18 protein-coding genes are annotated in these 24,813 nt (G+C 40.2%); 8 read left to right on the forward strand and 10 right to left on the reverse strand.

What is annotated here, in order from left to right:
* Nucleotides 1–108: 108 nt before the first annotated feature.
* Nucleotides 109–2,898, forward strand: coding sequence for a glycoside hydrolase family 2 protein (locus U3A58_RS02600; RefSeq protein ID WP_323821825.1), 2,790 nt, complete (start codon nucleotides 109–111; stop codon nucleotides 2,896–2,898).
* Between the two features lie 70 nt (nucleotides 2,899–2,968).
* Here U3A58_RS02600 and U3A58_RS02605 read toward each other — a convergent pair whose 3' ends face one another.
* The 8 genes from U3A58_RS02605 to U3A58_RS02640 all read right to left on the reverse strand — a co-directional run bounded on the left by U3A58_RS02605 (nucleotide 2,969) and on the right by U3A58_RS02640 (nucleotide 10,660).
* On the reverse strand, nucleotides 2,969–3,973 hold the full coding sequence (locus tag U3A58_RS02605) for a YihY/virulence factor BrkB family protein (RefSeq protein ID WP_323821826.1): 1,005 nt from the start codon (nucleotides 3,971–3,973) through the stop codon (nucleotides 2,969–2,971).
* Nucleotides 3,973–4,929 carry a mechanosensitive ion channel family protein gene (locus U3A58_RS02610; RefSeq protein ID WP_323821827.1) on the reverse strand — a complete coding sequence of 319 codons (957 nt, stop codon included), beginning with the start codon at nucleotides 4,927–4,929 and terminating at the stop codon, nucleotides 3,973–3,975. Before U3A58_RS02610 ends, U3A58_RS02605 begins: the two co-directional genes overlap by 1 nt.
* A gap of 68 nt (nucleotides 4,930–4,997) precedes the next feature.
* Nucleotides 4,998–6,020, reverse strand: coding sequence for a DNA topoisomerase IB (locus tag U3A58_RS02615; RefSeq protein WP_323821828.1), 1,023 nt, complete (start codon nucleotides 6,018–6,020; stop codon nucleotides 4,998–5,000).
* 180 nt (nucleotides 6,021–6,200) lie between these two features.
* Nucleotides 6,201–7,295: a 4-hydroxyphenylpyruvate dioxygenase gene (gene hppD / locus U3A58_RS02620; RefSeq protein ID WP_323821829.1), complete on the reverse strand. Its 1,095-nt coding sequence runs from the start codon at nucleotides 7,293–7,295 to the stop codon at nucleotides 6,201–6,203.
* Between the two features lie 75 nt (nucleotides 7,296–7,370).
* A complete protein-coding gene (locus U3A58_RS02625; RefSeq protein WP_323821830.1) occupies nucleotides 7,371–8,372 on the reverse strand; it encodes a 1-acyl-sn-glycerol-3-phosphate acyltransferase in 1,002 nt (333 codons plus the stop codon).
* Nucleotides 8,373–8,405: 33 nt separating this feature from the next.
* On the reverse strand, nucleotides 8,406–9,308 hold the full coding sequence (locus U3A58_RS02630) for a bile acid:sodium symporter family protein (protein ID WP_323821831.1): 903 nt from the start codon (nucleotides 9,306–9,308) through the stop codon (nucleotides 8,406–8,408).
* A complete protein-coding gene (locus U3A58_RS02635) occupies nucleotides 9,309–10,019 on the reverse strand; it encodes a DUF3307 domain-containing protein (protein WP_323821832.1) in 711 nt (236 codons plus the stop codon).
* On the reverse strand, nucleotides 10,019–10,660 hold the full coding sequence (locus tag U3A58_RS02640) for a hypothetical protein (protein WP_323821833.1): 642 nt from the start codon (nucleotides 10,658–10,660) through the stop codon (nucleotides 10,019–10,021). Before U3A58_RS02640 ends, U3A58_RS02635 begins: the two co-directional genes overlap by 1 nt.
* A 300-nt stretch (nucleotides 10,661–10,960) precedes the next feature.
* On the opposite strand from U3A58_RS02640, the gene U3A58_RS02645 reads away from it, so the two are divergent.
* The 5 genes from U3A58_RS02645 to U3A58_RS02665 all read left to right on the forward strand — a co-directional run bounded on the left by U3A58_RS02645 (nucleotide 10,961) and on the right by U3A58_RS02665 (nucleotide 16,134).
* Nucleotides 10,961–12,331, forward strand: a complete 1,371-nt coding sequence (locus U3A58_RS02645) for a Gfo/Idh/MocA family protein (protein ID WP_323821834.1) — start codon at nucleotides 10,961–10,963, stop codon at nucleotides 12,329–12,331.
* Between the two features lie 4 nt (nucleotides 12,332–12,335).
* Entirely contained in the window at nucleotides 12,336–13,211 is an 876-nt protein-coding gene (locus tag U3A58_RS02650) for a sugar phosphate isomerase/epimerase family protein (protein ID WP_323821835.1), read from the forward strand.
* A gap of 66 nt (nucleotides 13,212–13,277) precedes the next feature.
* Complete coding sequence (locus tag U3A58_RS02655) at nucleotides 13,278–14,363, forward strand: DUF6807 domain-containing protein (protein ID WP_323821836.1); 1,086 nt, start codon at nucleotides 13,278–13,280, stop codon at nucleotides 14,361–14,363.
* 24 nt (nucleotides 14,364–14,387) lie between these two features.
* On the forward strand, nucleotides 14,388–15,275 hold the full coding sequence (locus tag U3A58_RS02660) for a LamG-like jellyroll fold domain-containing protein (protein ID WP_323821837.1): 888 nt from the start codon (nucleotides 14,388–14,390) through the stop codon (nucleotides 15,273–15,275).
* A gap of 214 nt (nucleotides 15,276–15,489) precedes the next feature.
* The gene (locus U3A58_RS02665) at nucleotides 15,490–16,134 is read left to right on the forward strand and encodes an NAD(P)-dependent oxidoreductase (RefSeq protein ID WP_323821838.1); all 645 of its coding nucleotides are present in this window, start codon (nucleotides 15,490–15,492) and stop codon (nucleotides 16,132–16,134) included.
* Between the two features lie 46 nt (nucleotides 16,135–16,180).
* Here U3A58_RS02665 and U3A58_RS02670 read toward each other — a convergent pair whose 3' ends face one another.
* Nucleotides 16,181–17,155 carry an aldose 1-epimerase family protein gene (locus U3A58_RS02670; protein ID WP_323821839.1) on the reverse strand — a complete coding sequence of 325 codons (975 nt, stop codon included), beginning with the start codon at nucleotides 17,153–17,155 and terminating at the stop codon, nucleotides 16,181–16,183.
* A 174-nt stretch (nucleotides 17,156–17,329) separates the two neighbouring features.
* On the opposite strand from U3A58_RS02670, the gene U3A58_RS02675 reads away from it, so the two are divergent.
* Nucleotides 17,330–18,349 (forward strand): aldo/keto reductase, encoded by a 1,020-nt coding sequence (locus tag U3A58_RS02675; RefSeq protein ID WP_323821840.1) that lies wholly within the window; start codon nucleotides 17,330–17,332, stop codon nucleotides 18,347–18,349.
* A 109-nt stretch (nucleotides 18,350–18,458) separates the two neighbouring features.
* On the opposite strand, the gene U3A58_RS02680 is transcribed toward U3A58_RS02675, so the two are convergent.
* Nucleotides 18,459–19,073 carry a DUF4230 domain-containing protein gene (locus tag U3A58_RS02680; RefSeq protein ID WP_323821841.1) on the reverse strand — a complete coding sequence of 205 codons (615 nt, stop codon included), beginning with the start codon at nucleotides 19,071–19,073 and terminating at the stop codon, nucleotides 18,459–18,461.
* 781 nt (nucleotides 19,074–19,854) lie between these two features.
* On the opposite strand from U3A58_RS02680, the gene U3A58_RS02685 reads away from it, so the two are divergent.
* The gene (locus U3A58_RS02685) at nucleotides 19,855–24,771 is read left to right on the forward strand and encodes a PAS domain S-box protein (protein WP_323821842.1); all 4,917 of its coding nucleotides are present in this window, start codon (nucleotides 19,855–19,857) and stop codon (nucleotides 24,769–24,771) included.
* The last annotated feature ends 42 nt before the right edge of the window (nucleotides 24,772–24,813 follow it).

Here is a 24,813-nt window from a genome sequence, read left to right on the forward strand (position 1 = left end):
CCTCGCTTAGGAATAGGGACTTTCAAAAGTCAATTTTTAGCAAATATTTTCATTTTTTTAGCAAGCAGATTCATCTAATTTTAAAGTTTACACCTGTATAATCACTTTATGAGAATTTTCAGAATTTGGCTTTTCAGCCAATTTGCTTTTACATTTTTTATTTTTCAAAGTACCCTAGCTCAGTCCAACACTGAGTATCAGCGAGTTTATCTCAGCGGCAAAGATGCAGCTTCTCAAGTTTACTGGGACTTCAAGGTTTCTGATGGCAGAAAGAAGGGTCTATGGACCAAAATTCTAGTTCCTTCAAACTGGGAAATGCAGGGTTTCGGGTCTTTTAACTATGGCCATGATCACAAAAACCCTAATCAAAAAGTGGCCGAAGAAATAGGCTATTACCAACTCGAATTTGATGCTCCTTCTGCTTGGAAAAAGCAAGTTATCAACTTGGTTTTTGATGGAGCTATGACTGATACAGAGGTGAAAGTAAATGGAGAAATTGTCGGACCATTACACCAAGGTGGCTTCTATAGATTCTCTTATGATATCTCAGATTTTTTAGATTTTGGATCTAAAAATTTACTTGAAGTAAAAGTCAGCAAACGATCTTCAAATGAGTCGGTTAACAAAGCAGAAAGAGAAGCTGATTTTTGGATTTTTGGAGGAATATTCAGACCTGTTTTTTTGGAGATTTTGCCCAAAAATCATTTCACAAGGATTGCTGTAAATGCCAAGGCAGATGGGAGTTTTGAAGCTCTGGTCACCCTGAATGATATTCCTCGATCAGCTGAAATTCAGGTGCAATTAATAGAGCAAAAGACAGGACAAGTTCTAGGTGAGTTTGCTCAAGTGGTGGACTCTGATTCTGTATGGCTACATCATGTTTTTTCTGAAGGCAAATCCTGGAATCCGGAGACACCTGTCTTATACAATGCTCATTTTTCACTCCGCCGAAACAAGAAAATACTTTATCAAAAAACAGAGAAAATAGGTTTTCGAACGGTGGAGCTTCGTACCCAAAATGGAATTTATGTGAATGATGTCAAGGTTGTTCTCAAGGGCGTCAATCGGCATTCTTTCTATCCGACGACAGGTAGAGCGCTAAGTGAAGCAAATCATCTGGAGGATATCCTGCTGATGAAAGAAATGAATATGAATGCCGTGCGCATGTCACATTATAATCCTGACGAGCGTTTTTTGGAATTGGCAGATTCCCTTGGGCTTTTTGTATTGGATGAAGTAACTGGCTGGCAAGATGGCTACGATACAGTTGTGGGACCAAAGTTGATACAAGAAGCGGTGCTGAAAGACGCCAATCATCCTTCAGTAATTGCTTGGGATCATGGGAATGAAGGTGGCTGGAACTTCGAAAATGAGCCTTATTTCCATCAATTCGATATCCAACATCGGCCAATTGTGTATCCTTGGCTGACTAGAAATGGTTTGGACACTAAGCATTATCCAACCTATGATTCCCCGGAAGGGAGACTGGATAAAGGGGGTGACATCTTTATGCCCACCGAAATACTGCATGGATTGTACGACGGAGGGCTTGGTGCAGGCCTGGATGACTTCTGGAAAAAATATAGCAAAAACCCACTTTTTGCAGGAGCATTTCTCTGGGTGTTTTCAGACGAAGCAGTGAAGCGCGATGATAAGGGAGGTATTCTTGATTCCGATGGAAATCATGCTCCAGATGGTATTTTAGGCCCTTATCGAGAAAAGGAGGCGAGTTTTTACACGATTAAGGAAGTATGGTCACCTATCCAAATCGCGGATTTTGATCCAACGAAGGGGTTTGAAGGCAAAATCCAAGTGAGCAATCAATACCTCTATTCTGATCTAAGCAAGTGCCAACTGCACTGGTCTGTAGAGAATATTCATGCGTGGGATGAATCCAAAAGTCTTTATTCTGGAAGCATTTCTTTGCCAACTATCAAACGGGGCGAATCAAGTATGATCGATTTGGGGCTTCCGCCTAATTGGAGAGATGGAGATGTATTGAAAATTTCTGCAATCGGTATAAAAGGAGAAGTACTTTACACTTGGTCAGCAGCTATTAGCAAACCTAAGGAAGGGAATTCAAACTATTTTGACACAAGACCAGCATCAGACAATAAGGCTATCACAGTACGGGAATCCTCCATTGATATTCACGTCGCCGTAGGGGAGAAGCTATTTGTTTTTGGTAAGGCAAGAGGGAATCTTCAAGTGGTAAAAGTGGGGAGAAAGGTGGTCAATTTTAGCCAAGCGACAGATGTCGAAGGGATGAGTTCAGCTCTACTCAATGTAACTTGGAAGCAATTGAAAGATGGATCTATTCAGATTACATCTACTTATTCACCTTACCCTAAAACCCTCACTTGGACTGTTGTTGCTAGTGGTGAATTGAAGATGGAAGCTTCTTCCCCAGATTCTTTGGCAGACTTGCAGGGGATAGGGTTTAACTATGATGAGGAAAAAGTGATTCGAGCCAAATGGATAGGAAATGGGCCTTACAGAGTCTGGGCGAACAGATTAAAAGGCGTAGAGTTTGGGTTATGGGAAAAAGAGTATAACAATACGATGACGGGGTACAGTTTTGAACAATTAGTTTATCCTGAATTTAAAGGTTTTCATTCCGATTTTCATGCCTTGCTTTTAGAAACGGAAGAAGGGGCAATAGAAGTCAGAAGTGAAACTCCAAACTTGTTTTTAGGTTTATTCAAACCTGCATTCCCAAAGGGTTCTTCTGAAGGGACTAAGCCTGCTTTACCACAAGCTGACATAAGCTTTCTGTACAAAATCCCACCTATGGGAACTAAGTTTCATAAGGGATATGAGATGATGTCTCCTGTGGGTGAAAATACATTAGGTGAAGAAAGGGCTTCAGCCATGGTTCTATGGTTTAGATTTGATTGATTTTTTCATGGGAGTCAGCATTCAATTTTCTTATCACTATGCTTTCGTAAATACGTTCAAAAAACCAGTTTTATTCCTTTAAGTCATCCACTTGTCCCTCTGGTACTGGATCTTTCGGAGCAGGAGCAAAATCTCCCTTCAGGATTATTTCTTTTTTTTTCACTCTTGAATAATGATGCCTAGGGATAATACCATAGCCATATCTGATAGAGAAAACTTTGGTGAATTCTGCGCCATAAAAGAAAATCAAACAGGAGTACGAAACCCACAGCAAGACCAAAATAATGGATCCGGCTGCTCCATAAGTAGAGCCAGGTTCGGCTGCTCCAAAATACATGCCTAGCAGGAATGTAGAGATAGAAAAAAGGAATGAAGTGAGCAGTGCCCCCACCCAAACAGATTTCCATCTGATTATAGCATCAGGTAAATACTTGAATATTAATGCAAAAAGTACAGCTACTACAGCATAGGAAATTGTGAAATCCACGATAAAAGCAAATACCACTACAAATTCCGGTAATATGCTTCTGATGAAATCATTGAAGAATGAGAGTAAAGCTGTCAACAAAAAGCTGATAAGAAGTAAAAATCCAAGCACCAGAACGAATCCAAAACTGACTGCCCGATCCCACAGCGTAAAATACCACTTGACATCATCAGTTTGCTTTAGTCCCCATATCGCATTTATGGAGATTTTAAGGTGAAAGAATACGCCAGTAGCACCAAAAATCAAAACCCCAATACCTATAATAGAAGCGACCAAAGACTTATCGCTGTCCTGGGTCTGCTTTACCATATTAGTCAGAAATTCCGCAGTCTCCGGGCCCATTGCTGAATCCAGCTCATTATTTAGCTTTCCAGTCACTATATCTACTCCCCAGATAGCCCCGACGGTATTGATCACGATGACCATGAGAGCTGGGAGTGATAGTACCGCATAATAGGCTACCACTGCACTGAGTCTCCATGGATCTACCGCATTCCATTGCTTGAAGCTCTCTACCATCAGGCTGGGGATGTGTGTAAGTTTAAACCGCGAAGGGGTAAGATTTCCCATATTTTCTTTAGTTTCCATTAGCTTTCTTTTGAATTACTAGCTCCATTCTGTGGCGAAATAGATAGTCCAGAAAGTTGTTTATTCAGCTGAGTACCACCCTTGATTCCAAAGTCCAAAGTCCGGATTGGGAATGGTATCACAATATCATTTTTATTGAATGCCTTTTTGAGGGAAATAATCGCTTCATTTCTAACAGGTATAAAATCCAAATTGTTTTCGCTGAAGTTACACCAGATATTCAGTGTAAAAGTAATTGAGCTATCGCCAAATCCTGTCCAGAATAAGGTGGGCTCTTCTGACTCAAGTCTGCTTGATACATTTCTGGCGGACTCAAGAGCGATTTTTTCCACATGCTCTAGATCTTCACCATAGCTCACACCACATGCTATCTGCACTCTACGCTGCTTGAATTCTGTGAAATTCGTAAAGCACTCTTGGAATAAATAGCGATTTGGTACATAAACTATGGGGCCATTATAAGTTCTGATTTTGGTGACACGGAGATTAATGTCAACCACCGAGCCTTCATGTCCATCGTGAGTCTTGATGATATCTCCGATTTTGTAAGGCTGATTAAAAGTAATGTAAATCCCAGAAATGAAGTTGGCAGCAGTATCTTGAAATGCAAAACCCAAAGCTAATCCTATGATCCCAAGACCTGCTAGTATGGATGATACAGTCTTGGTAAGATCCATGACAGATAGTGCCAACATAATCCCAAATATCAAAATCCCCAGAAAAATCAATTGGCTTAAAAAACGACTAATCGTTTCATTTGTGCCGAGTTTGTGAATGTAGCTGGCTGATAATCGCTTTATGCTCTTTGCGATGAATATGGTAAAGACTATAAGTATAATAGCTAAGACAAGGTTTGGTAGATTCTCCACCATTGTGTCAAACCATGCACTTAATTTTTCTGTGATTTTTTCAAATATTTTTTTTGTGTCATACCCTAAAATTTCCGCTATACTCATATAAATTATATTCTTTTTTATCGCCGAAGGTAAGTCAAAAAAACATGCCAAGATGAATTCTTAGTGATTCAATGGAGTTTATTGCAGAGGATTTTCATCAGCTGAATTTCTTCAGGTTTGTATCCATCATGTGAAAAATCTTTTGGCAAACAGTCCTTTATCTTCTTTGCATTCAGGCATTGGGAGATAATTTCAGGATGCAAATAGGAACTTTTGCATACCGCTACTGTATGCCCCATTTTTTCAGCTACCAGTCTGATTAATGTAGTCTCAGGCTTTTTTCCTGTATTTTCACATAGTAGGAACACTTCACTGGTATGTTTGATACAAACGCAATTTGCTCCCCAAGTTCTAAAATATTTGGCCGTATAATAATCACCCTCTGGAGCTTCTAAGCTGATATATTCATTTAGCGAAGAAGAATCCGCTGTATGCCATTCGTCGTTTTTTTGGTACCTAAATAATTCGTACCCAGGAAGCTGAGAACAATCTTTTAACAATCTGATAAGCCTTTTATTAGTAAGAGAAACAGAGCGTTCTTTTCCACTCTTTGCCATGTAATTGATCAAGAGCTTACTTCCGTCTTCCTGGAGATGTTTTCGCCTGAGTGTAGTCAGTCCGTGGGTTTTGTTACTTTCAGTATAGAGCTTATTGCCTACGCGTAGATGTAATTCATCCAGAAGTGCCGTTGCCAATGCCAGAACTTTATCCTTGCTCCAGGTTTTCGCCCGTAAATCCTTTTGATATCGTTCTCGCAGATTGGGTAAATAATACCCAAATTTGAGCAAGTCATCATATTTGATTTTCTGTGAATAGTAAGACCACTTCGAGTGATAGAGGTATTGCTTTCTGCCTTTTTCGTCTATTCCTGTAGCCTGTAGATAGCTGTTCTTTTTTGGGCTAATCCACACATCCTTCCATGCAGGCGGAATTACTAGGTCTTTAATCCGCACTAATTGTGATTCATTGGTAAGCTTTTGATTGTCTTTGTCTAAAAAAATAAAACTGCGACCCCTTTTCTTTCTAAGTATTCCAGGCTGTGAGTCTCGTATGTATACAAGACCTTTTGGAAGTTCGGCTGCAGTGACCATATGTTCGTGATGTAAGGATTATTTATCTCAACATAACAAGACTCATGCACAAGCAGATTCGGTGGCTAATAGTTTTCCTCTTTGAATACTCTTTATAGGGTCTGTTTAAGCTAGTTTGCATTCAAAAAAAGTTAAAAACCAATAGCCGACTATAATGGTTGTCGGCTATTGGTTGATAAATCACAAGTTTCCTCTGAGACCTTGCTCTCGCTCTATGGCTTCGAAGAGTGCCTTGAAATTCCCCTTTCCAAAGGATTTGGCGCCTTTTCTCTGTATGATCTCAAAGAATAGCGTAGGCCTATCTTGTACAGGTTTAGTGAAAATCTGGAGTAAATATCCTTCATCATCCCGATCTACTAAGATATTCAGATCCTTCAGTGGTTGCAAATCCTCATCTATTTTCCCAACTCGATCAAGCAGATCATTATAGTAGGATGAAGGTACCTCCAGAAACTCCACGCCTCTTTTTCTTAGCTCAGATACAGTATGAATAATATCATCCGTCGCAAGTGCCATATGCTGTACGCCCGGTCCACGATAGAAGTCTAGGTATTCTTCGATCTGAGATTTCTTCTTTCCTTCCGCCGGCTCATTGATGGGGAACTTGACGTAGCCATTTCCATTGGATACTACTTTGGACATCAAAGCTGAATATTCTGTGGAAATATCCTCGTCGTCGAAAGTGATGAGCAATTTGAATCCCATGACATTTTCGTAAAATTCTACCCAACGGTTCATCTCACCTAAAGCCACATTGCCTACGCAGTGATCGATGTATTTCAAGCCAATTGGTTGAGGTGTATATGTACTTAATCTTGGTTGATACCCAGGAAGAAAAATACCCGTGTAGTCTTTGCGCTCTACAAATGTATGAATGGTTTCACCATAGGTCTTAATAGAAGAAACCACGACCTGACCGTGTTCATCACACATGGTTTTTGGCTCCAAAGCCGAAATGCCTCCTCTATTAGTTGTTTCTTTCCAGGATTGCGCCGCATCATCCACCCATAATGCGAGCACTTTCACTCCATCACCATGCTGCTGAATATGGGCGGCGATATCCCCGTCTGGATGTAAAGGGGAAGTAAGTACCAGTCTGATTTTGTCTTGCTTCAGCACATACGATGCACGATCCTTCACGCCTGTTTCTGGTCCAGCATAGGCAATCAATTCGTAACCAAAAGCATATTGGTAGTATAATGCAGATTGCTTGGCATTGCCTACGTACAATTCTACATAATCAGTCCCTTTCAAGGGTAGGAAGTCTTGACTCATGGTTAGTTATTTTTGGGTTTATTTCTTCTTCCAAAGTTATAAAATATCCCAAAGAATATTTGGTCAAGCCTCTCTTTATTCCTGAGGGTTCTTATTGCCGATCAATGAAATCCAAGCCATGATCAGGAAAGCCAAAGCCCAACTGCCAAGGGGAGTATCCATCGCTAGCCAGAGTAGGAATAGATAGTAAAAAGGAATTAATACAAAGCCTATCATAAATTTCCAGGTGGATGAGAACACAGGATCTTTTACACCTGGCTTTTTCCAAAGCCACAACCAATAGAGTGGAAAATGGAAAATCTTCATCAGTTTATTCTTCAAACCAGATACTTCCTCAACAGGGTTTGGAACTTCTCCTGTCTCCAAAAAAAGATCTACCTCTACTCTAGAAGTCAAATCCACTTGATGCTCGATCAGGTGCTCCAGATGTTGTTCATATCCTTCATTCGGTATCTCCACTACTAGGTCTTGCAAGGCTTTTTGTACTGATTTGGTCAGCAAACCAGATTTCGAGGCTGGCATGTCAACGGGAATAACTTTCCCGAAGGTGACTCTTGCGATGCTTCCGGATCGCTTATGTGCACTGTAATCCAATGCTACAGGTAGGACCACAGGAGTAGTTTCAGGATATTTCTCTTTAAGTCCAAAAGCTATTCTTGTAAACCCCTTACTCAATGGCCGAAGATTTCGGATGAGACTATGACTACCTTCTGCAAAAATGACCACTGCGCCATTTTCGTGAAGTACTTCATATGTTTGGTCAAAAGTGTTTTGATTTTGCTGGATAGTAGAAAACCCATCCCGCACGCGATAGACGGGAAGCATTTGGATGAAATTCAGCATTTTGGCGACCAATGACTTTTTGAAAACAGACGCACGAGTCAAATAGTAGGGTTTCAGCGTAGTATGTGTTCCCAAAAGCAAAGGATCAATCAATGCATTTTGGTGATTTGCTACCAAAAGAATGGGAGCATTTTTCGGGATATTTTCTGCACCCTCAATGATGATTTTCTTGAAATAGCCCTTCAACGTGATTTTAACTAGAAATCGAAGGAATTCATTGATTAAGTATTTCATTGATTTGTTAGTATTTCACAGACTGTAATCATTTCAAACCTTTGATTTCCATAGACTTGCGATAGTCATACCTGAGATTAGGTGCCAGATGCCCCACCAGGCCGTAATAATAGCCATTCCACCAAGGCCATCAAAATAAGTGAAAATCAAAACCAGCCCCAAACCTGAGTTTTGAATTCCTGTCTCGATCGTCATTGTCTTCACATCAGCCAGAGGTAACTTGAAGATTTTCCCAGTGATAAATCCTGAACCAAGAGCCACAAAATTATGCCCCAATACCCAGAGGAAAATCAAAGAAATATACTTGGTGAATAGATCGAAATTCCCAACAAAAGCTATCACCACAAAGGCCGCGAATATCAGAATGCTTAGCGGCTTGAGGATTTTGGATGCCTTTTCAGCAAATGCAGGAGCGTATTTATGCGTGATTATTCCAAGTATCAACGGAATGCCTAGAATCAATGCAACGGTAGTAAATACATCTGTATAATCAAGGCTGATCTTTCTTAGTAAATTTGAAGTGGGGGCATAGTAACTTGCCCAAAGTGCAAAATTCAATGGAGTACTGATGATGGATGCCATGCTGGAAAATCCAGTTAGACTTACGGAAAGAGCCGTATTTCCCTTGGCAAGGCTAGTCAGTAAATTGGAGACATTTCCTCCTGGACAAGCCGCTACCAGAAACATTCCCAGTGCCACTGAAGGAGGAGGCTTCATAATCAATACCAGACACCAAGTAAGAAATGGCAGAAGTATAAACTGTGAGAATACACCTAGGAAGAAACCCTTTGGGTTTTTTGCCAAGTATTTGAAATCCTCAAATCTCAAGTCCAGCGCTACACCATACATGATCAGTGCTAGCGCAAGGTTGAGAAGCAATAAATCGCTTGAAGAAAAATTGAGTTGGATTGAATCCAGTTCCGTGTTTTGGTTCATTTAATTGGATATAGATAAAAAGATGAACCCTGAGAGTATCGCTGTACCAAAGCTCAGTAAGGTTCCAATCAGGATGTATTCGGTAAGTTTTCTCTCTTTTGATTTTCGAAGATCACCAAAGCGGAAGACTGATTTTGCAGCGATCAGGAATCCCACGGCTTCCCAGTGCCCCGTTACGATAAAACCAAAAACAAAAAGGCGTTCTAGTATTCCTATGTATTTGCCTGCATTTTGTAGTGATTGTCCCGGCAGGGAAGGAATGGAATCAGCCCATTTTGTGAGTAAAGTCGAAAGGATAAGGGACGTCGGTTGTGTGAGAAAAAATATAATGGTAATCAGCCCTAGGGTCTTTGGGTTCTGAAAGAATCGTTGAATATCGATCTCTGCATGCGTGAAAATCACCCATACTGCAATTAAACTTGCTACATGCAATAGCTGATCAATGACAAACCATGTGGTTTTTGTTTTTTTCTTTTGCCCATAAAGCTTCGTCATATCAATGATCAGGTGAGCCCCCGACACACTGACGATGATGGGCCATTGACTTAGATCCCAAAGTAGCAGTAAGACGAGTATTCCGTGTATAAGGACATGGATGTATAGCTTTCGGGAATAGGCTTTTAGGCTTTCCTTTTGCTTTACCCAGGAAGTCGGTTGGAGCAGAAAATCTCCTATTAGATGGGCAAGTATGAGTTTGATTAGAATAAGCATTAGAGGAGCTGACTGAGTTTCTTTCTGAATAATTTTTCCAGTGCCAAAATATCTTCTCCATTTGCAGCCTTGTATCGCTTGCTCACTGAGTTTTGATTGATGCGAAGCACTTCTCCGATTTCCGCTTGCTTGCGATCCGGGTTGGAGAGCATTTCAGACATCAATTCACCGGAGGAAATCGACCAGCTGTCCATTTGAATTCCAGCCAGTTTCAGGTAAAGATTCATCTCATCATTCCATTCGGCCCATGGCGAGTTGATTGCCAGCGTGATCATCTCGCTCTTCAGTTGCTCAAATTTTTCTCCAGATCGTACAAATGCCTCACCATTGCTTTCGGAAATTCTTTTTGCATCATAGGTTTTTGTGCCAATTCCAATGGCCATACGCACATCGATGGGAGAGCTTCGTTTATTCTCCTCTGGATAATGAAGGCTTTTGATGAGAGCTTTTATTTGTAAAGCCGCCAGAAGACTTTCTTTGGGATCTGGAATTTCCAGTTGAAAACTATCACCACGGAATATTTCCCACTGCTTGGGAGTCTCACCCCAGTTGCCTAGCAATTTCTTAAATGGTTGGATCCAGAGATTCTGATCTTTCAGTTCTCTGGAATTGATAATATCTCCTGTAAGTAGTGCAATCATGAATCTAATATCACCGTAAATGGTGATAAATCAAAATATCACCGTAAATGGTGATAAAATAGAATATCACCGTAAATGGTGATAAAGTGCTCTTGGATTACTGCCTTGGGAGAAATCAACTGAAGAGAAAAAGCAATCGTTTGCGCAAGTAATTCAGGCATCCAAATAATTGCTATTGATTGGTAGGAAGAGAATGTTTAGATTAAAAATTCATAGGTGAACACCTGACTAAATATGTACAGGGTATTACCACCAACAAACAAACAACAACTACAACAAACCCTATAACCTTAAATCAAAATGGAGAAAAGAAGAGAATTCATAAAGAAAAGTCTCTTAGGCACGGCCGGAATAGCAGTGGCCGGCATGAGTATGAGTGCCAAATCATACGCTTCTATTATTGGGGCAAATGAGCGAATAAACATAGCAGTGGTCGGAATCCGCGGACAAGGTAGCAATCACATCAACCAGTGGTGTGCTTTGAAAGATAACCGCAATGTGAGATTGAAGACACTTTGTGATGCTGATGAGCAGTATTTCGAACCAAAGTCAAAAGTTGTTATTGAGAAAACGGGCATAACTCCAGTGACAGAATGGGATATGCGCAAGGTGCTGGAGGATAAAGAACTGGATGCAGTTTCATTTGCCGTACCAAATCACTGGCATGCGCTGGCGACAGTCTGGGCTTGTCAGGCAGGAAAGCATGTGTACGTAGAAAAACCTGCCAGTCACAATGTCTGGGAGGGAAGAAAAATGGTAGAAGCCGCTCGCAAATACGACCGTAGAGTGCAGGTAGGTTTCCAAAACCGCTCCATAGCCAATGTAATGGAAGCGATGGAATTCCTTCATGGAGGAGGAATCGGGGATGTGTATATGGCTCGTGGTACCTGCTACAAGCCGAGGGATTCTTTTGGCAAAGTGGCAGATAGCACGCCACCGGCTTCATTACATTACGATTACTGGAGAGGTCCGGCGGAAATGATTCCGTATAATGAGAAGAAAGTACACTACAACTGGCATTGGCACTGGGCCACAGGCAATGGCGATACCGGAAATCAAGGGCCTCATCAGTTTGACGTAGCCCGCTGGGGAATGAATAAGAATGAACATCCTGTTTCAGTTTATTCCGCAGGAGGAATCTACGGGATCGACCCAGACGAATGCTCTCAGGAAACTCCAAACACTCAAAGCTCAGTATTCAAGTATGCGGACGGAACCATCCTGGAATTTGAAACCCGAGGAAGATATACCAACGGAGAGTCTAGTTTAGGCATCCATATAGGAAATGTGTTTTACGGTACAAAAGGATATCTAGAACTAGACGGAGGGACTTGGAAAGCTTTCCGTGAGAAGGAAAAGGAGCCTTTTGCTCAATCTAAAAAAGAAGCAGCTCCGGCACCAAATAATCAAGTGCTAGCTGCGCCAGGTGGTGCGGAGCATTATGCGAATTTCTTGGATGCAATCCGAGCTGGAAACAACGAGACACTTCACTGTGACATTGAGGAAGGATTCAAGTCTTCAGTACTACCGCTGATCGCCAATGTATCGTATCTGACTGGCCGCGAATTAAGATTTGAGGGAAGTACAGAGAAGTTTGTCAAGGATAAAGAGGCAGATAAAATGCTGACCAGAGATTATCGAAATCCATACGCCATCCCAACTAAAGTTTAATATTATGAGTAATTCTAGAAGAGAGTTTATACAGAAAAGCGCAGCAGCAGGCTTAAGTCTGGCAGCTATGCAATTTCCTTTGGATGCTTTTTCCATGGCAAAATCAGGGATGAAATTCGGTTTGGTGACTTACCAATGGGGCAAGGATTGGGATCTTCCTACGCTTATTGCGAACTGTGAAAAATCAGGAGTGCTAGGAGTGGAGCTTCGTACCGGACATGCGCACGGAGTGGAAACAAGCCTAAATTCAGCAGAACGAGCCGAAGTAAAAAAGCGCTTTAAGGATAGCAAAGTGACTTGCTTGGGCTACGGAAGTAATTTTGAGTATCACAGCCCAGATCCCGCTGTTGTTAGAGAAAATATTGAGCAGACCAAAGAGTACATCAAGCTTTGCAAGGATATAGGTGCGACAGGAATTAAAGTAAAACCAAATAACCTCCCCGCCGATGTGCCTAAAGAAAAAACCATCGCTCAGATCGCAGCTTCTTTCAACGAGGTTGGAAAGTTCGCAGCTGAATATGGACAACTCGTGAGAGTGGAAGTACATGGGAACTTGACCCAGGAGCTTCCAAATATGAAAGCGATTTTTGATCAGGTAACTGAATCTGCTGTCAAGATATGCTGGAACTGTAATGCCGAGGATCTATTGTCGCCTGGTTTGGAAGCTAATTTCAATTCAGTGAAAAAGTGGTTTGGGGATACGGTACACGTACGAGAATTCAATGAAGGTGACTATCCTTACCCAGCTCTTTTCAAATTATTCAATGATATAAAATATGACGGTTGGATACTGATGGAAGCCCGCACTGAACCTGCTGATCGGGTGGCTGCTCTTAAGGAGCAATTGGCGTTATTCAATCAATTGAAAAAAAATAATTGACGAGATCGATTGAATTCATCAGCCTATTTTCATTCAACTTTTAACTATTAATCCAGAAATTATAAAATGCTAAATCATAAACAAATACTCCTTAATTACACAACTGTGATTGCCTTATCAGCAATGACTTTAGCCTGTGGATCTACTCAGGAAAAAACCGAAACTGAAAATGAATCCGGACAGATGAAAGACAGAATAGAACTGATCCGTGACGATGCTGCTAAGAAGGTAGATGTCATCATAGACGGGGAGTTTTTTACTTCCTACATCTACCCAGATTCACTGGAAAAGCCGGTTTTATATCCTATCAATACGGCAAATGGAACTGCTATTACCAGAGGCTGGCCAGTTACTCCCCGACCGGGAGAGCGTGTGGATCATCCGCATCATTTAGGGCTTTGGTTTAACTATGGTGATGTCAATGGTCTTGACTTTTGGAACAACTCTTCTGATATCAAAGACAAAACGAAGTACGGGCATATCGTGCATAAATCTATCAAATCTGTGAAAAGTGGAAATGAGGAAGGCGTACTGGAAGTGAGTTTGGATTGGATGAATGATAAAGATGAAGTGCTTTTGACCGAGAACACAACCTTTATTTTCCGAGGTAAGGACGATCAGAGAACTATAGATCGGATAGCTACGCTGACAGCTCCAAATGGAGAAGTGAAACTGACTGACAATAAAGAAGGAATGCTAGGCCTTCGTACCGCAAGACAACTGGAGCATCCGTCTGATAAACCTGAGATTTTCACCGATGCTTCAGGAAAAGCAACTGATGTGCCGACCATGAATAATGAGGGAATCACAGGAATGTATCTCAGCAGTGAAGGAGTGGAAGGCCATGATGTTTGGGGGACCAGAGGAGACTGGGTAAGTCTATCCGGCAAAATCAACAATGAGGATATCTCTGTTGCTATCCTGGATTTTCCTTCCAATCCAGGCTATCCTACGTACTGGCATGCAAGAGGCTATGGTTTGTTTGCAGCAAATCCTTTAGGTCAAAAAGCACTGAGTGATGGCAAGGATGAGCTTAACTTCAAATTGGAGAAAGGCGAATCAGCGACATTCAAGTATAGAATCATCGTTTATTCCAATGAAAGTATTCTTGATGGTCAAGTCAATCGGGATTACATCCAATGGACGAAGTAATTTGTCGTTTTAGCACACTATGAAATGATTAAACCACCGAACTTCTATGCATTCTTTGGAATATGTTTTTGCTTATTCACCTGTAGCATAGTTGCTTCTGGACAGCGAAACAGTCCAAATGAAGATTTAATCCAACGAATTGAAGCTACAGAAGGGATGGTGGCTTTCTGGAAATTTGAAGAAAGTGCGGGTGAACCAAGATTGGCTCAGGGCAAAGGAAAGTTTTCGTTAGTGGAGTTTCCTACTGAGGTCAAGCGTATGGCAGAGGGGCCGATTTCAGGGTATTCATCTTATTTTGATGGGACAAATTTCCTGAGTTTGCCCAGTGACCAAACAGCAGAACTCAATATTCATGGAAAAAATCAGGGAGTTACCGTCGTCGCGTGGGTGAAATGGTCAGGAGAGCAAACAGGTTTTGTTGGAGGTATGTGGAATGAATACCAAGAGGGAGGCAAAAGGCAGTACGGACTCTTCGTCTCTTTGGGCTATTATAATGGAGCAGACCAAGTTTGTGGTCATGTATCACAGTCTGGAAAAGCCACTCCACCTTTTCCATATTCCATTGATTATTCAGCAAGTAAACAGCTTGTTGCAAAAAATGAGTGGAGTTCTATTGCATTCACTTACGATGGAGAGTACATCAAATCCTTTGTGAATGGTGACTTTGAGTCCCGAAAGGAAGAGCTGATTAATCATACCCAAGGATTTGAAGGCTATCCAGAAGGGCTGGTACAATCGAAAAATCCCTATTATTTTCCCGATGGATTAGGTGATAATGGGTCTGACTTTACCGTTGGAGCTGTTTTATTGGCAAAGGGAATGGGAAATTTCTTTAAAGGCCAGATCGGTGGTCTTGTAGTTTTTGACCGGGCGCTAACTGATAGTGAAGTTAAAAAGCTGGCAAATTTCTAGACTATAATAAAAAATAGAAATAATAATTCTAATCCTGAGGTGATACCATCTCAGGATTTTCTTTTTTCGTTACCAATTTTAGCTTATGTTTAACCTATTAAAATCTCTTTATAAAATAGCTGAATGCCCCATCTGTTGCTAAAAGCAACGGAATCACATTTCCTTTCAGGGAAAATGTCAGGGTATATTTTTATCACATTTTATAAAAAATCCCATGAATGCAAATAAGAAAATAGCCGTAATTGGCGGAACCGGAAAAGCAGGAAATTTTCTTGTCAATGAACTCGTAAAAGCAGGTTTTCAAATAAAGATGCTTGTCAGAAATCCAGATCGAATACCCATATATAATCCTCAAATCGAAGTAATAATAGGTGATGTTCTGGATCAACCAACTGTCAATAAGCTGCTGGAAGATTGTGATGCAGTGATCAGTACTTTAGGCTGGGGCGTACCTCCTAGTAAACATACGATTTCCTCAGAAGGCACTTCGAATGTACTACAAGCGATGAAGCTGCATGGAATCACTAGATATGTGGTGGCATCAGGAATCAATGTAGATGTAAAAGGTGACAAAAAAGGAGCTTCTGTAAAAGCAGCTACAGAGTGGATGTATGCTAATTATCCCAATTCAACGGCTGATAAACAACTCGAATATGAACTACTCAATAGGAATGAGGTAGATTGGACTTTGGTGAGATTACCTTTAATAACTATGGATGAAGAGAATAGGTCGATCAATGTATCACTAGAAGATTGTCTGGGAGATCAAATCTCAGCGACAAGTTTGGCCAACTTCCTGATTGATCAATTGTCAAATAGGCAATTTATTAAACAAGCACCGTTTATAGCTAACCAGTAGAAAATAGGCAAAAGGGGAAGCACTTTCTACCTCTTTTGCCAAAATCTTATTTTTCTTTCAGGATAGTTATTGAGTATGTTTTCACTTCACTTTGGTGAGCTTCCAATTTCAGAAGTCCTTCTTTTTCTTCAAACTTCTGGTTTGAATCAACGCTATCGGCAATTCCCAGCCAAGGCTCAATACAAACAAAGGGTGCCCCAGGTTTTGCCCAGATTCCCAGATAATCGAAATCATCAAATTTTAAAGACAAGATTCCTCCTCTGTCTTCATGCATTAAAGTAACTTCACGGGATTTGAGATTTTTGAAAATCAACGCATCATTATCAAAAAGATGCTTGTGAAGGGATAGTTTCGAACTGTTTTCCAATATTGATTTGGTTTCTTTTCCTATAAGTCCGCTAGACTCTACGCTCCAAGTGGAGTCAGATTCAGGATATGTGAATTCGAGAAAATAGTCCTCATATTCTTGCCCTTCATTTACCGAACAATTGAATGCCGGGTGTCCACCTATACTGTACCACATCGTTTCTTCCCCTGGATTTACGATTCGATGGGCAATCTCAATTTTGCTACCTAATACGGTAAATTTGATTTCAAGCTCAAATTTGAATGGATACTGTTTCAAGCTTTCATCATCCCAAACCAAAGAAAATGACAATGAATTTTCCGTGGATTCCTTTAGGACAGGCTTAGACGAATTCCTTAGGATTCCATGCTTTGGAATGCTATAGTTTTGATTTTTATAGATCATAAAGCCATCTTTGAGTGCCCCGATAATGGGAAATAAAACAGGTGCCTGACCGCTCCAAATAGATGGGTTACCTTGCCAAAGGTACTCAGTATTTGTATTTAGGGATTTTATGGAGGAAAGCTCCATTCCGGTCTGGTTGATTTCAATGGATAACTCTGAAGAATTAATTCTATATTTCATATGTTTAAAATTTTTCTCTAAGGCCATATGGAATCTCGCATGCATTATAATCATCCCAGTGTGTGACTTTCTAGTCATGCTCGATTTCATCTGAAAATCTTCTTGTATTGATTTTTCAAAAATAATTCAAGAAGACGATTGACCTTGCCTCAAATTAAAAATGTTTGAGATTAACCGGAGAATTTTTCGCCCAAGGCAACTGTTTTTGCACAGCTTCTGTTTTAACCTCATTAATCAATATCCATAACTTAAGCTATTTTAATAATGAAGTACAATTCTATAGGAAACACAGGCTTGATTGTATCTGAACTATGCTTTGGCACCATGACCTTTGGAGGTCAGGATGCTGATATGTGGGCCAATATCGGACAGCTACAACAAGATGAAGTTAATGACATGTTGAGTGCTGTGGTAGAGTCAGGAATCAATTTTATAGATACTGCCAATGTGTATTCATTTGGGCAATCTGAGCAGTTGCTAGGTCAAGGATTACTGGATTTATCTGTTCCAAGAGACGAAGTGGTGATAGCTACCAAGCTTTTGGCAAAGATGAAAGACAAGCCAAATAGCGCTGGACTTTCCAGATACAATATTTTCAATTCTGTAGAAGCAAGTTTGAATAGGCTCCAAATGGATTATGTAGATATTCTCTACGTGCATGGGGTAGATCCGCTTACTTCACTGGAAGAAATCGTCCGCTCGCTGAATGACATCGTGGAATCAGGCAAGGTCCGATACATAGCCATTTGTAACTGGCCGGCTTGGATGGTGGCCAAAGCTCAGGCTATTGCGCATTTCAGAGGCTGGCACAAATTCATTGGTTTGCAATATTATTATGCTGCTGTCAGCCGAGATATTGAGCATGAGTTGGTACCGATGGCAGAAGATCATGACTTAGCGATTTTTCCTTGGAGTCCCCTAGCGGGTGGTTTTTTAACTGGCAAATTTACCAGAGAAGGAGCAGATGCAGATGCTAGAAGATCCAAATTTGATTTTCCTCCAATAGACAAGGAGAAAGCTTATGACTTGGTAGATGTCATGGGAGATTTGGCAAAAAATCACGATGCAAGTATCGCACAGGTAGCGTTGGCTTGGGTAAGACAGCAGAAAGGAATAACCAGTACAATTATTGGAGCGAAAACTTTGGAGCAATTGAGACTCAACATAGAATCTACTCAACTCATTTTGACGGAAGATGACTTGAAAAAAATAGATGAAGTAAGCCCACTTCCAATGCAATATCCAAGCTGGATGGTAGAGAGACAGGCGAACTATAGAAAGTAACTCATTATACTGCTATACTTTCCAACAAAGAGAAGCTCGTGAATATAGCAGCCCCAGAGAGTAAAATCTTACTTTTTGGGGCATTTTTATGAGCATTCGAAAGTACAGATTACCTTCTCAATTCTTTTAACTGTTCAGGATTTTGGATCACCACTTCATTATAAACTAGCGTCCAACTCATAGATTTGGTGAGAATAAAGATATTTAGGAGTTCGTTCATCAAGCGATCCTCTGCATCTTCTTTAAGTCCGGAATCATCTATTTTTTTACGAAATTGCGCCGTTATGCTGGTTTTGATCTTGTTATAATCTTTCCCCTCAAACTGGTTGAGATAGTCCTGAGTCACATCGTAATAATCAAACTCCGGATATACATTGATCACTGGATCGGGAATGCTCACGATGGTGACAGTCTTGTTTTCCTCATTGATTTTCGTCTCCATCTGCCTGAGATCATATTCTACGGTTGCCTTAGCCTTCGCTACGATCAAAGCTTTTTTATTCGCACTCACAAGGTTAAGGAAGAGCTTTTGGGAGTTATTGTAGGTAAAAACCTGAGAATAATACGCTTCAGTTACAATCAGTTTCCCCACCTGCTGGATCTGCTGCTGGATCATTGCTGAATTAGCTTGAAGCTCTGCCTCTTTGGCTCTGCTATCTGTAAAAAGCCAAATTCCCCCAAGTAATAATAGCGCTGCCAAAAATCCGATTAAAAATCTGTTCATTAGAATATGCTTAGAGGGTGTGGGTTAAAAGTACGTGAAAAGGGGAGAAAGGATACTGCCAATTGGCTTTAAGATATGAGTCAAAAGTAAAATATTGATATGTTATGGAATTTGAAAACCTTAAAAGCTTTGATCCCTCTGTATGCATTTCAGGGAAAATAATGAGACTTAACCGTATTACTGCCAACGTGTCCCGAAAGTACTTGATGCCGTATAAAATCACTGATAGCCAATTAAGTATGCTATTTGTTCTAATCAAAAAAGGAGGGTTAACCCAAAAGCAATTATCAAACATAGTTCAACTTGAAAAATCATCTCTTAATTGAAATTAAAAACGACTTTTTGATAAAAATCACCTATCTAGGAATGACTTCCCAACTATTCAAAGAACAAAAGAAATTGAACATGACCCAAGCGATACTTAGGAGAACGATTATTAAATCCTTCAGGTGTTTTTTCAAATTCCGCAGGCGTTTAACTAAGAAATCTAAATTATAAACAGATGAAATGAGTGAATTGTTAGGAGACGATGGTAAAATGGCTAGACCTTGTTCACAAAAGACTAATAATTTAAAACATGATGTTACAACTTGGATATATAGGACATTCAATTTAATTTATGTTGTTACTGTGCTGGTTATTGGACTCCTTATTTTTTAACATTCATATAATTTTTTCTTGGGAAAATTAAAAAGTTTACTTTAGTCTAGCATCTATTCTTTAATGATTCACGAAAATGTGTAGGGAAAATTAGGGTTTATTCTTCAAATAGAAATTCAAAATGTCCAAGCTTCAAGATTACAGTGCCTTATTCAATTATAGCCCACTATCGATGTGGGTTTATGATTTGGAGACTTTTGAGATTTTGGATGTCAATAATGCGGCAATAGATTTATATGGCTATAGCAAGGAAGAATTTATTTCCTTTACCATCATGGAGTTGAGACCTGAGGAAGAAATTCCCAATGTTTTGGCTGCCCATTCCAATATCAAGGAAAGCAAGGGAAATATTTATTTTGGGGTTTATACCCATAAGAAAAAGAATGGTGAGCGCATGCGCATGGAAATCAATGGGCATCAAGTAGATTTCCAAGGCAGGGAATGCATAATGGTTACCTGCCAGAATGTAACCCTGCGCGAAAAGCAGCTTTTGGATCTTGAAGAATCTGCCAGAAAACTACAGGCTGCATCAGATATCGCAAAATTAGGCTATTGGCACCTGGAATTGGATGCTAGTACCCTTATTTGGTCTGATAAAATCTATGAAATTTGGGGAAGAAACAAAGATGAGTTCGAGCTGAATTTCCAGAATTTTCGTCAGACAATTCATCCCAGTGACAGAGCCTTTTTTGATCAGGAGAACGAAGCTGCTTATTCAGGTGAAAAGGAGCTGGATTTTTCTCATAGAATTATCTTACCCCATGGAGAGGTAAAATGGGTTCATGAACTAGGAAGATTGAATAGAAATCAAGCGGGTGTTCCCATTTCTTTTGAAGGGACTGTTCAGGACATTACTTCTCAAAAGAATGAAGAACAGCATTTAAGACTTTTGGAAAGTGTCATAACCCACACCAATGATGCTGTTTTGATTACGGAAGCGGAACCATTTGATGAACCCGGGCAAAGAATCATTTATGTGAATGAGGCTTTCACCAAGATGACCGGATACGAGTCTCATGAGGTAATGGGCAAATCGCCACGACTCCTTCAAGGCCCTCGGTCTGACCGAAATGAATTGTCCAGATTGGGAAAGGCAATGCGAAGATGGGAGCCTTGCGAGATTACCACTGTAAATTATAAGAAAAACGGGGAGGAGTTTTGGATCAATTTTTCTGTATCACCTGTGGCAGACGAGAAAGGCTGGTTTACGCATTGGATAGCTATCGAACGTGATGTAACCGAGCAGAAAAATAAGGAACTGGAAAAGGACCTTATAAGCCAGATCAGTTTGAATTTTAATATTGAATCTGATTTTATTGAATCTGTAAAAAAATTATGCCATACGATAGGTGTCTTTGGTGCTTTTGATTTGGTGGAATTATGGACTCCCAATATTGAGAATTCTCTAATCCATTTGTTAGCCTTTGATGCTGGAGACTTGAAAGGGGTAAAGTTTCAAGAACTAGGAGACCAAGCAAAAATTTTCCATGAATCTAAGAGTTTGCCCGCTATGGTATGGAAAAAGGGCACACCATTACTATTGGAGCAAAAAGTAGAAAATAGAGATTTTAAAAGAATAGAAGCAGCTGGGATTATGGGAATAAAGGCCTTATTGGGATTTCCAATCCTCTACAATAAGCAAGTAGTGGGTGTACTACTAATGGGCACACAGAAAAAAGGTCATTATTTAAATAGATACATACAAGTTTTTGAGCGAATTAAGGGATTTGTCGGCACAGAAATCAATAGGAAAAAGCTGGAGAATGACCTTACTCACTTGTATGAAGCAATTCCAGATGTAATCTGTTTGGTGGATTTTAAAGGTAGAATTCTAAAAATAAATAAGGCAGGATATCAACTTTTAGGGTATACGGAGGAAGAAATTCTTTACCATAACTTCGAAGAATTTATTCATCCGGAAGACAAGTATTTATCGGCAAGAGAGTTGGAGAAATTGCAGGTGGGTGAGTCTTGTTTTCATTTTGAAAATCGAAACATAACCAAAAAAGGAGATGTAGTATGGTTAAGTTGGAAATGTAACTCCGAAGTAAGGGAAGGATTGATATATGCCTCCGCAAAGGATATTACCAATGAGAAAAAGCTCAGCATACTCAATGCTCAAGTCTCCTTTTTGGCAAAAGTAGGAAGTTGGGAAATAGATTTAGTCAGACAGAAAATATTCTGGACGGACATCGTATATGCACTTCATGAAACAGATCCCGATGTCTTTCCTCCAGATTTAGACACTGGAATTAATTTTTACAGGGAAGATTTCCGGGAAATGGTTCGAAATAATGTTGAAGACAGTATCAAAAATGGGAGTTCTTTTAATTTTGAAGCAGTTTTAGTAACTGCCAAAAATAACGAACGTTGGGTCAAAGCTATAGGTAGTGCAGAATTTCTGGAAGGAAAGTGTATCAGGATTTATGGGAGTCTGCAAGATATTCACGATAGAAAAGAGGCTGAAAACCGGTTATTGTCGCTTTCAGATAACCTTCCAGGATTGATGTTCCAATATCTAGTCAATCCTGACGGAACTGATACCTTGAAATATGTCAGTAAGGGTGCCCAAGAACTATGGGGCTATAGTCCCGAGGAATCCATGGCAAACATTCAACTCATTTGGGATAGGATAAAAGCAGGGGGAGATTTTGATGAAGTTCTGGCAAGTATTACGTATTCGATTCAAAACAAAAGCAAGTGGTCAAGTAAGTGGAGATATGTAATGCCAAATGGGGAAATTAGAAATCATAGTGGCAGTGGAACTCCAGAGTATTTGATAGATGGATCTGTCATCTTTAACTCATTAATTTTAGACATCACAGAAGAGAAAAAGACTGAGCAGCTCTTGAGTCAGGCTAGTTCAATGGCAAAAATAGGAAGTTGGGAGCTTGATATGACTGACGAAAAGGGGAATGCCATGTATTGGTCTCCAATGACTAGAAAAATTTTTGAAGTAGATGCGGGCTATAATCCTACCCTCACAGGCGGATTTGAATTTTATAAAGAGGAGAGTAAAGCTAGAATACAAAAAGCGGTGGATTTGCTGCTTGTCGATGGGCTGGAGTTTGATGAGGAGCTACTCATCAAAAAGGCCAAGGGTAAGTTTAAATGGATAAGATGTATTGGAAGGAGTGAACGGATAGGAGAAAAATCCCATAGAATATTTGGTAGTTTCCAGGATATCCATGATACAAAATCCTTACAGTTGCAAATTGAGGAAATTTTAGGGAGTATTTCCGATGCATTCTATGCGGTGGATAGAAACTGGGACTTTACTTATTTCAATAAAGAAGCAGAACAACTTTTGAATAAGAAATCGGATGAAGTATTGGGTAAAAATATATGGGAAGTATTATCTCCTGTAAGAGGAACTGTACTGGAGGAGGTATATAGGAGGGTGGCTGTTGCTAACGAGCCTGAAAGCTTTGAGTATTTTTATCCTGGAGATGGTTCTTGGTATGAGCTTAATGTCTATCCTTCTCATGGGGGGATTTCTTCCTACTTTAAAAATATCGATGAACGCATCAGAGCCAAGGAAGCGATCCAAAAGGCCTATGATGAAAAAAACAGGATATTAGAAAGTATCGGCGATGCTTTTTTTACGATGAACAGAGACTTTACTGTAACCTATTGGAATAATACAGCTGAGAAACTTATTGGAGTCAATAGGGAGGATTTAGTCGGCAAAAACCTCTGGGAGGTATTTCCCGACGCGGTGGAGCTTCCTTCTTTTACTAATTATCACAAGGTGTTGAAAAGTGGGGAGCCAGTCACATTTGAGGATTATTATGGGCTATGGTTGGAGGTAAGTGCTTATCCTTCCGAAGAGGGAATAAGCGTTTTTTTCAGGGATATTACGATTCAAAAGAAGGCAGAGAGAAAAATATTGGAAGCGAATGAACGCTTTGAAAAAGTAGCTCAAGCCACCACTGATGCCATTTGGGATTGGGATTTGCTGTCTGATACTTTTACCAGAAGTAATGGGTTTGAAGAGCTTTTCGGATATAAGGTTAGCAAAAACCTCACTAGCTCTGATTTTTGGGAAGACAGTTTCTTTCCTGAAGACATGCCTGGTATTCAGGAGAGTTTGAAAAGTTGTTTGAAAGATCCTGAAGCTGAATTTTGGCAGCATCAGTATAGAATAATCCATAGTGAAGGGGAGATAAAAACAGTAATTGATAAAGGAGTGATCATTCGAAATGAAGTGGGGGAGGTAGTCAGAATGGTAGGCGCCATCACTGATATCACTGATAGAATCAAGCATGAAGAGGAACTGAATAAACTCAATCAGATTTTAAGAGGGCATATCAAGGAATTGCAGACTACAAATGAACAGTTGGAGCAATTTGCATTCATTGCCTCCCATGATTTGCAGGAGCCTCTCAGGATGATATCCAGCTTTCTTAATCAATTGGAGCGGAAATACAAAGATCAATTGGATTCCAAAGCCCATCAATATATCTATTTCGCTACTGATGGGGCCAAGCGAATGAAACAGATTATTCTTGATCTTCTGGATTACTCAAAAGCCGGAAAAACCCAAGATGTTTTGGAAAGTATTGACTTAGGAGAATTGGTGGATGGGTATAAGCTCCTAAGAAGAAAAGTGATCAAGGAAAAATCAGCGGTGATCACAATGGAAGATTTACCGGTTTTGGATTGTTTTAAAGCAGCCTTGATCCAAACCCTTCATTGCCTGCTAGATAATGCCATCAAATATTCCCGACATGACTTGCCGCCCAAAATCACTATCGCGGCCTATCAGCAGGGAGATTATCATATCATACGCATTGAAGACAACGGGATTGGAATTGATCCTCAATTCTTTGATAAGATTTTCATTATCTTCCAAAGACTGCATAAGAGAGATCAATTCGATGGAACAGGGATTGGCCTTTCCATTGCTAAAAAACATGTGGAAGCCTGGGGTGGGGAAATCTGGCTTGAGTCTCAAGTTGGACAAGGAAGTGTGTTTTACTTTAGTATTCCAAAGGTGATTAACCTGGATAACTCTATCAGTGATTATCCCCAGTAATCCCCAAAACCAAATTTATTTAAGCAGTCTCTTATATTGCAG

The organism is Algoriphagus persicinus, assembly GCF_035156415.1.
Lineage (GTDB): Bacteria > Bacteroidota > Bacteroidia > Cytophagales > Cyclobacteriaceae > Algoriphagus > Algoriphagus persicinus.

What these genes read in the sequence shown, in the direction of transcription:
- U3A58_RS02600 (WP_323821825.1), top strand. Translation starts at nt 109, where the DNA reads ATGAGAATTTTCAGAATTTGGCTTTTCAGCCAATTTGCTTTTACATTT.
- U3A58_RS02605 (WP_323821826.1), bottom strand. Translation starts at nt 3,973, where the DNA reads ATGGAAACTAAAGAAAATATGGGAAATCTTACCCCTTCGCGGTTTAAA.
- U3A58_RS02610 (WP_323821827.1), bottom strand. Translation starts at nt 4,929, where the DNA reads ATGAGTATAGCGGAAATTTTAGGGTATGACACAAAAAAAATATTTGAA.
- U3A58_RS02615 (WP_323821828.1), bottom strand. Translation starts at nt 6,020, where the DNA reads ATGGTCACTGCAGCCGAACTTCCAAAAGGTCTTGTATACATACGAGAC.
- hppD (WP_323821829.1), bottom strand. Translation starts at nt 7,295, where the DNA reads ATGAGTCAAGACTTCCTACCCTTGAAAGGGACTGATTATGTAGAATTG.
- U3A58_RS02625 (WP_323821830.1), bottom strand. Translation starts at nt 8,372, where the DNA reads ATGAAATACTTAATCAATGAATTCCTTCGATTTCTAGTTAAAATCACG.
- U3A58_RS02630 (WP_323821831.1), bottom strand. Translation starts at nt 9,308, where the DNA reads ATGAACCAAAACACGGAACTGGATTCAATCCAACTCAATTTTTCTTCA.
- U3A58_RS02635 (WP_323821832.1), bottom strand. Translation starts at nt 10,019, where the DNA reads ATGCTTATTCTAATCAAACTCATACTTGCCCATCTAATAGGAGATTTT.
- U3A58_RS02640 (WP_323821833.1), bottom strand. Translation starts at nt 10,660, where the DNA reads ATGATTGCACTACTTACAGGAGATATTATCAATTCCAGAGAACTGAAA.
- U3A58_RS02645 (WP_323821834.1), top strand. Translation starts at nt 10,961, where the DNA reads ATGGAGAAAAGAAGAGAATTCATAAAGAAAAGTCTCTTAGGCACGGCC.
- U3A58_RS02650 (WP_323821835.1), top strand. Translation starts at nt 12,336, where the DNA reads ATGAGTAATTCTAGAAGAGAGTTTATACAGAAAAGCGCAGCAGCAGGC.
- U3A58_RS02655 (WP_323821836.1), top strand. Translation starts at nt 13,278, where the DNA reads ATGCTAAATCATAAACAAATACTCCTTAATTACACAACTGTGATTGCC.
- U3A58_RS02660 (WP_323821837.1), top strand. Translation starts at nt 14,388, where the DNA reads ATGATTAAACCACCGAACTTCTATGCATTCTTTGGAATATGTTTTTGC.
- U3A58_RS02665 (WP_323821838.1), top strand. Translation starts at nt 15,490, where the DNA reads ATGAATGCAAATAAGAAAATAGCCGTAATTGGCGGAACCGGAAAAGCA.
- U3A58_RS02670 (WP_323821839.1), bottom strand. Translation starts at nt 17,155, where the DNA reads ATGAAATCGAGCATGACTAGAAAGTCACACACTGGGATGATTATAATG.
- U3A58_RS02675 (WP_323821840.1), top strand. Translation starts at nt 17,330, where the DNA reads ATGAAGTACAATTCTATAGGAAACACAGGCTTGATTGTATCTGAACTA.
- U3A58_RS02680 (WP_323821841.1), bottom strand. Translation starts at nt 19,073, where the DNA reads ATGAACAGATTTTTAATCGGATTTTTGGCAGCGCTATTATTACTTGGG.
- U3A58_RS02685 (WP_323821842.1), top strand. Translation starts at nt 19,855, where the DNA reads ATGTCCAAGCTTCAAGATTACAGTGCCTTATTCAATTATAGCCCACTA.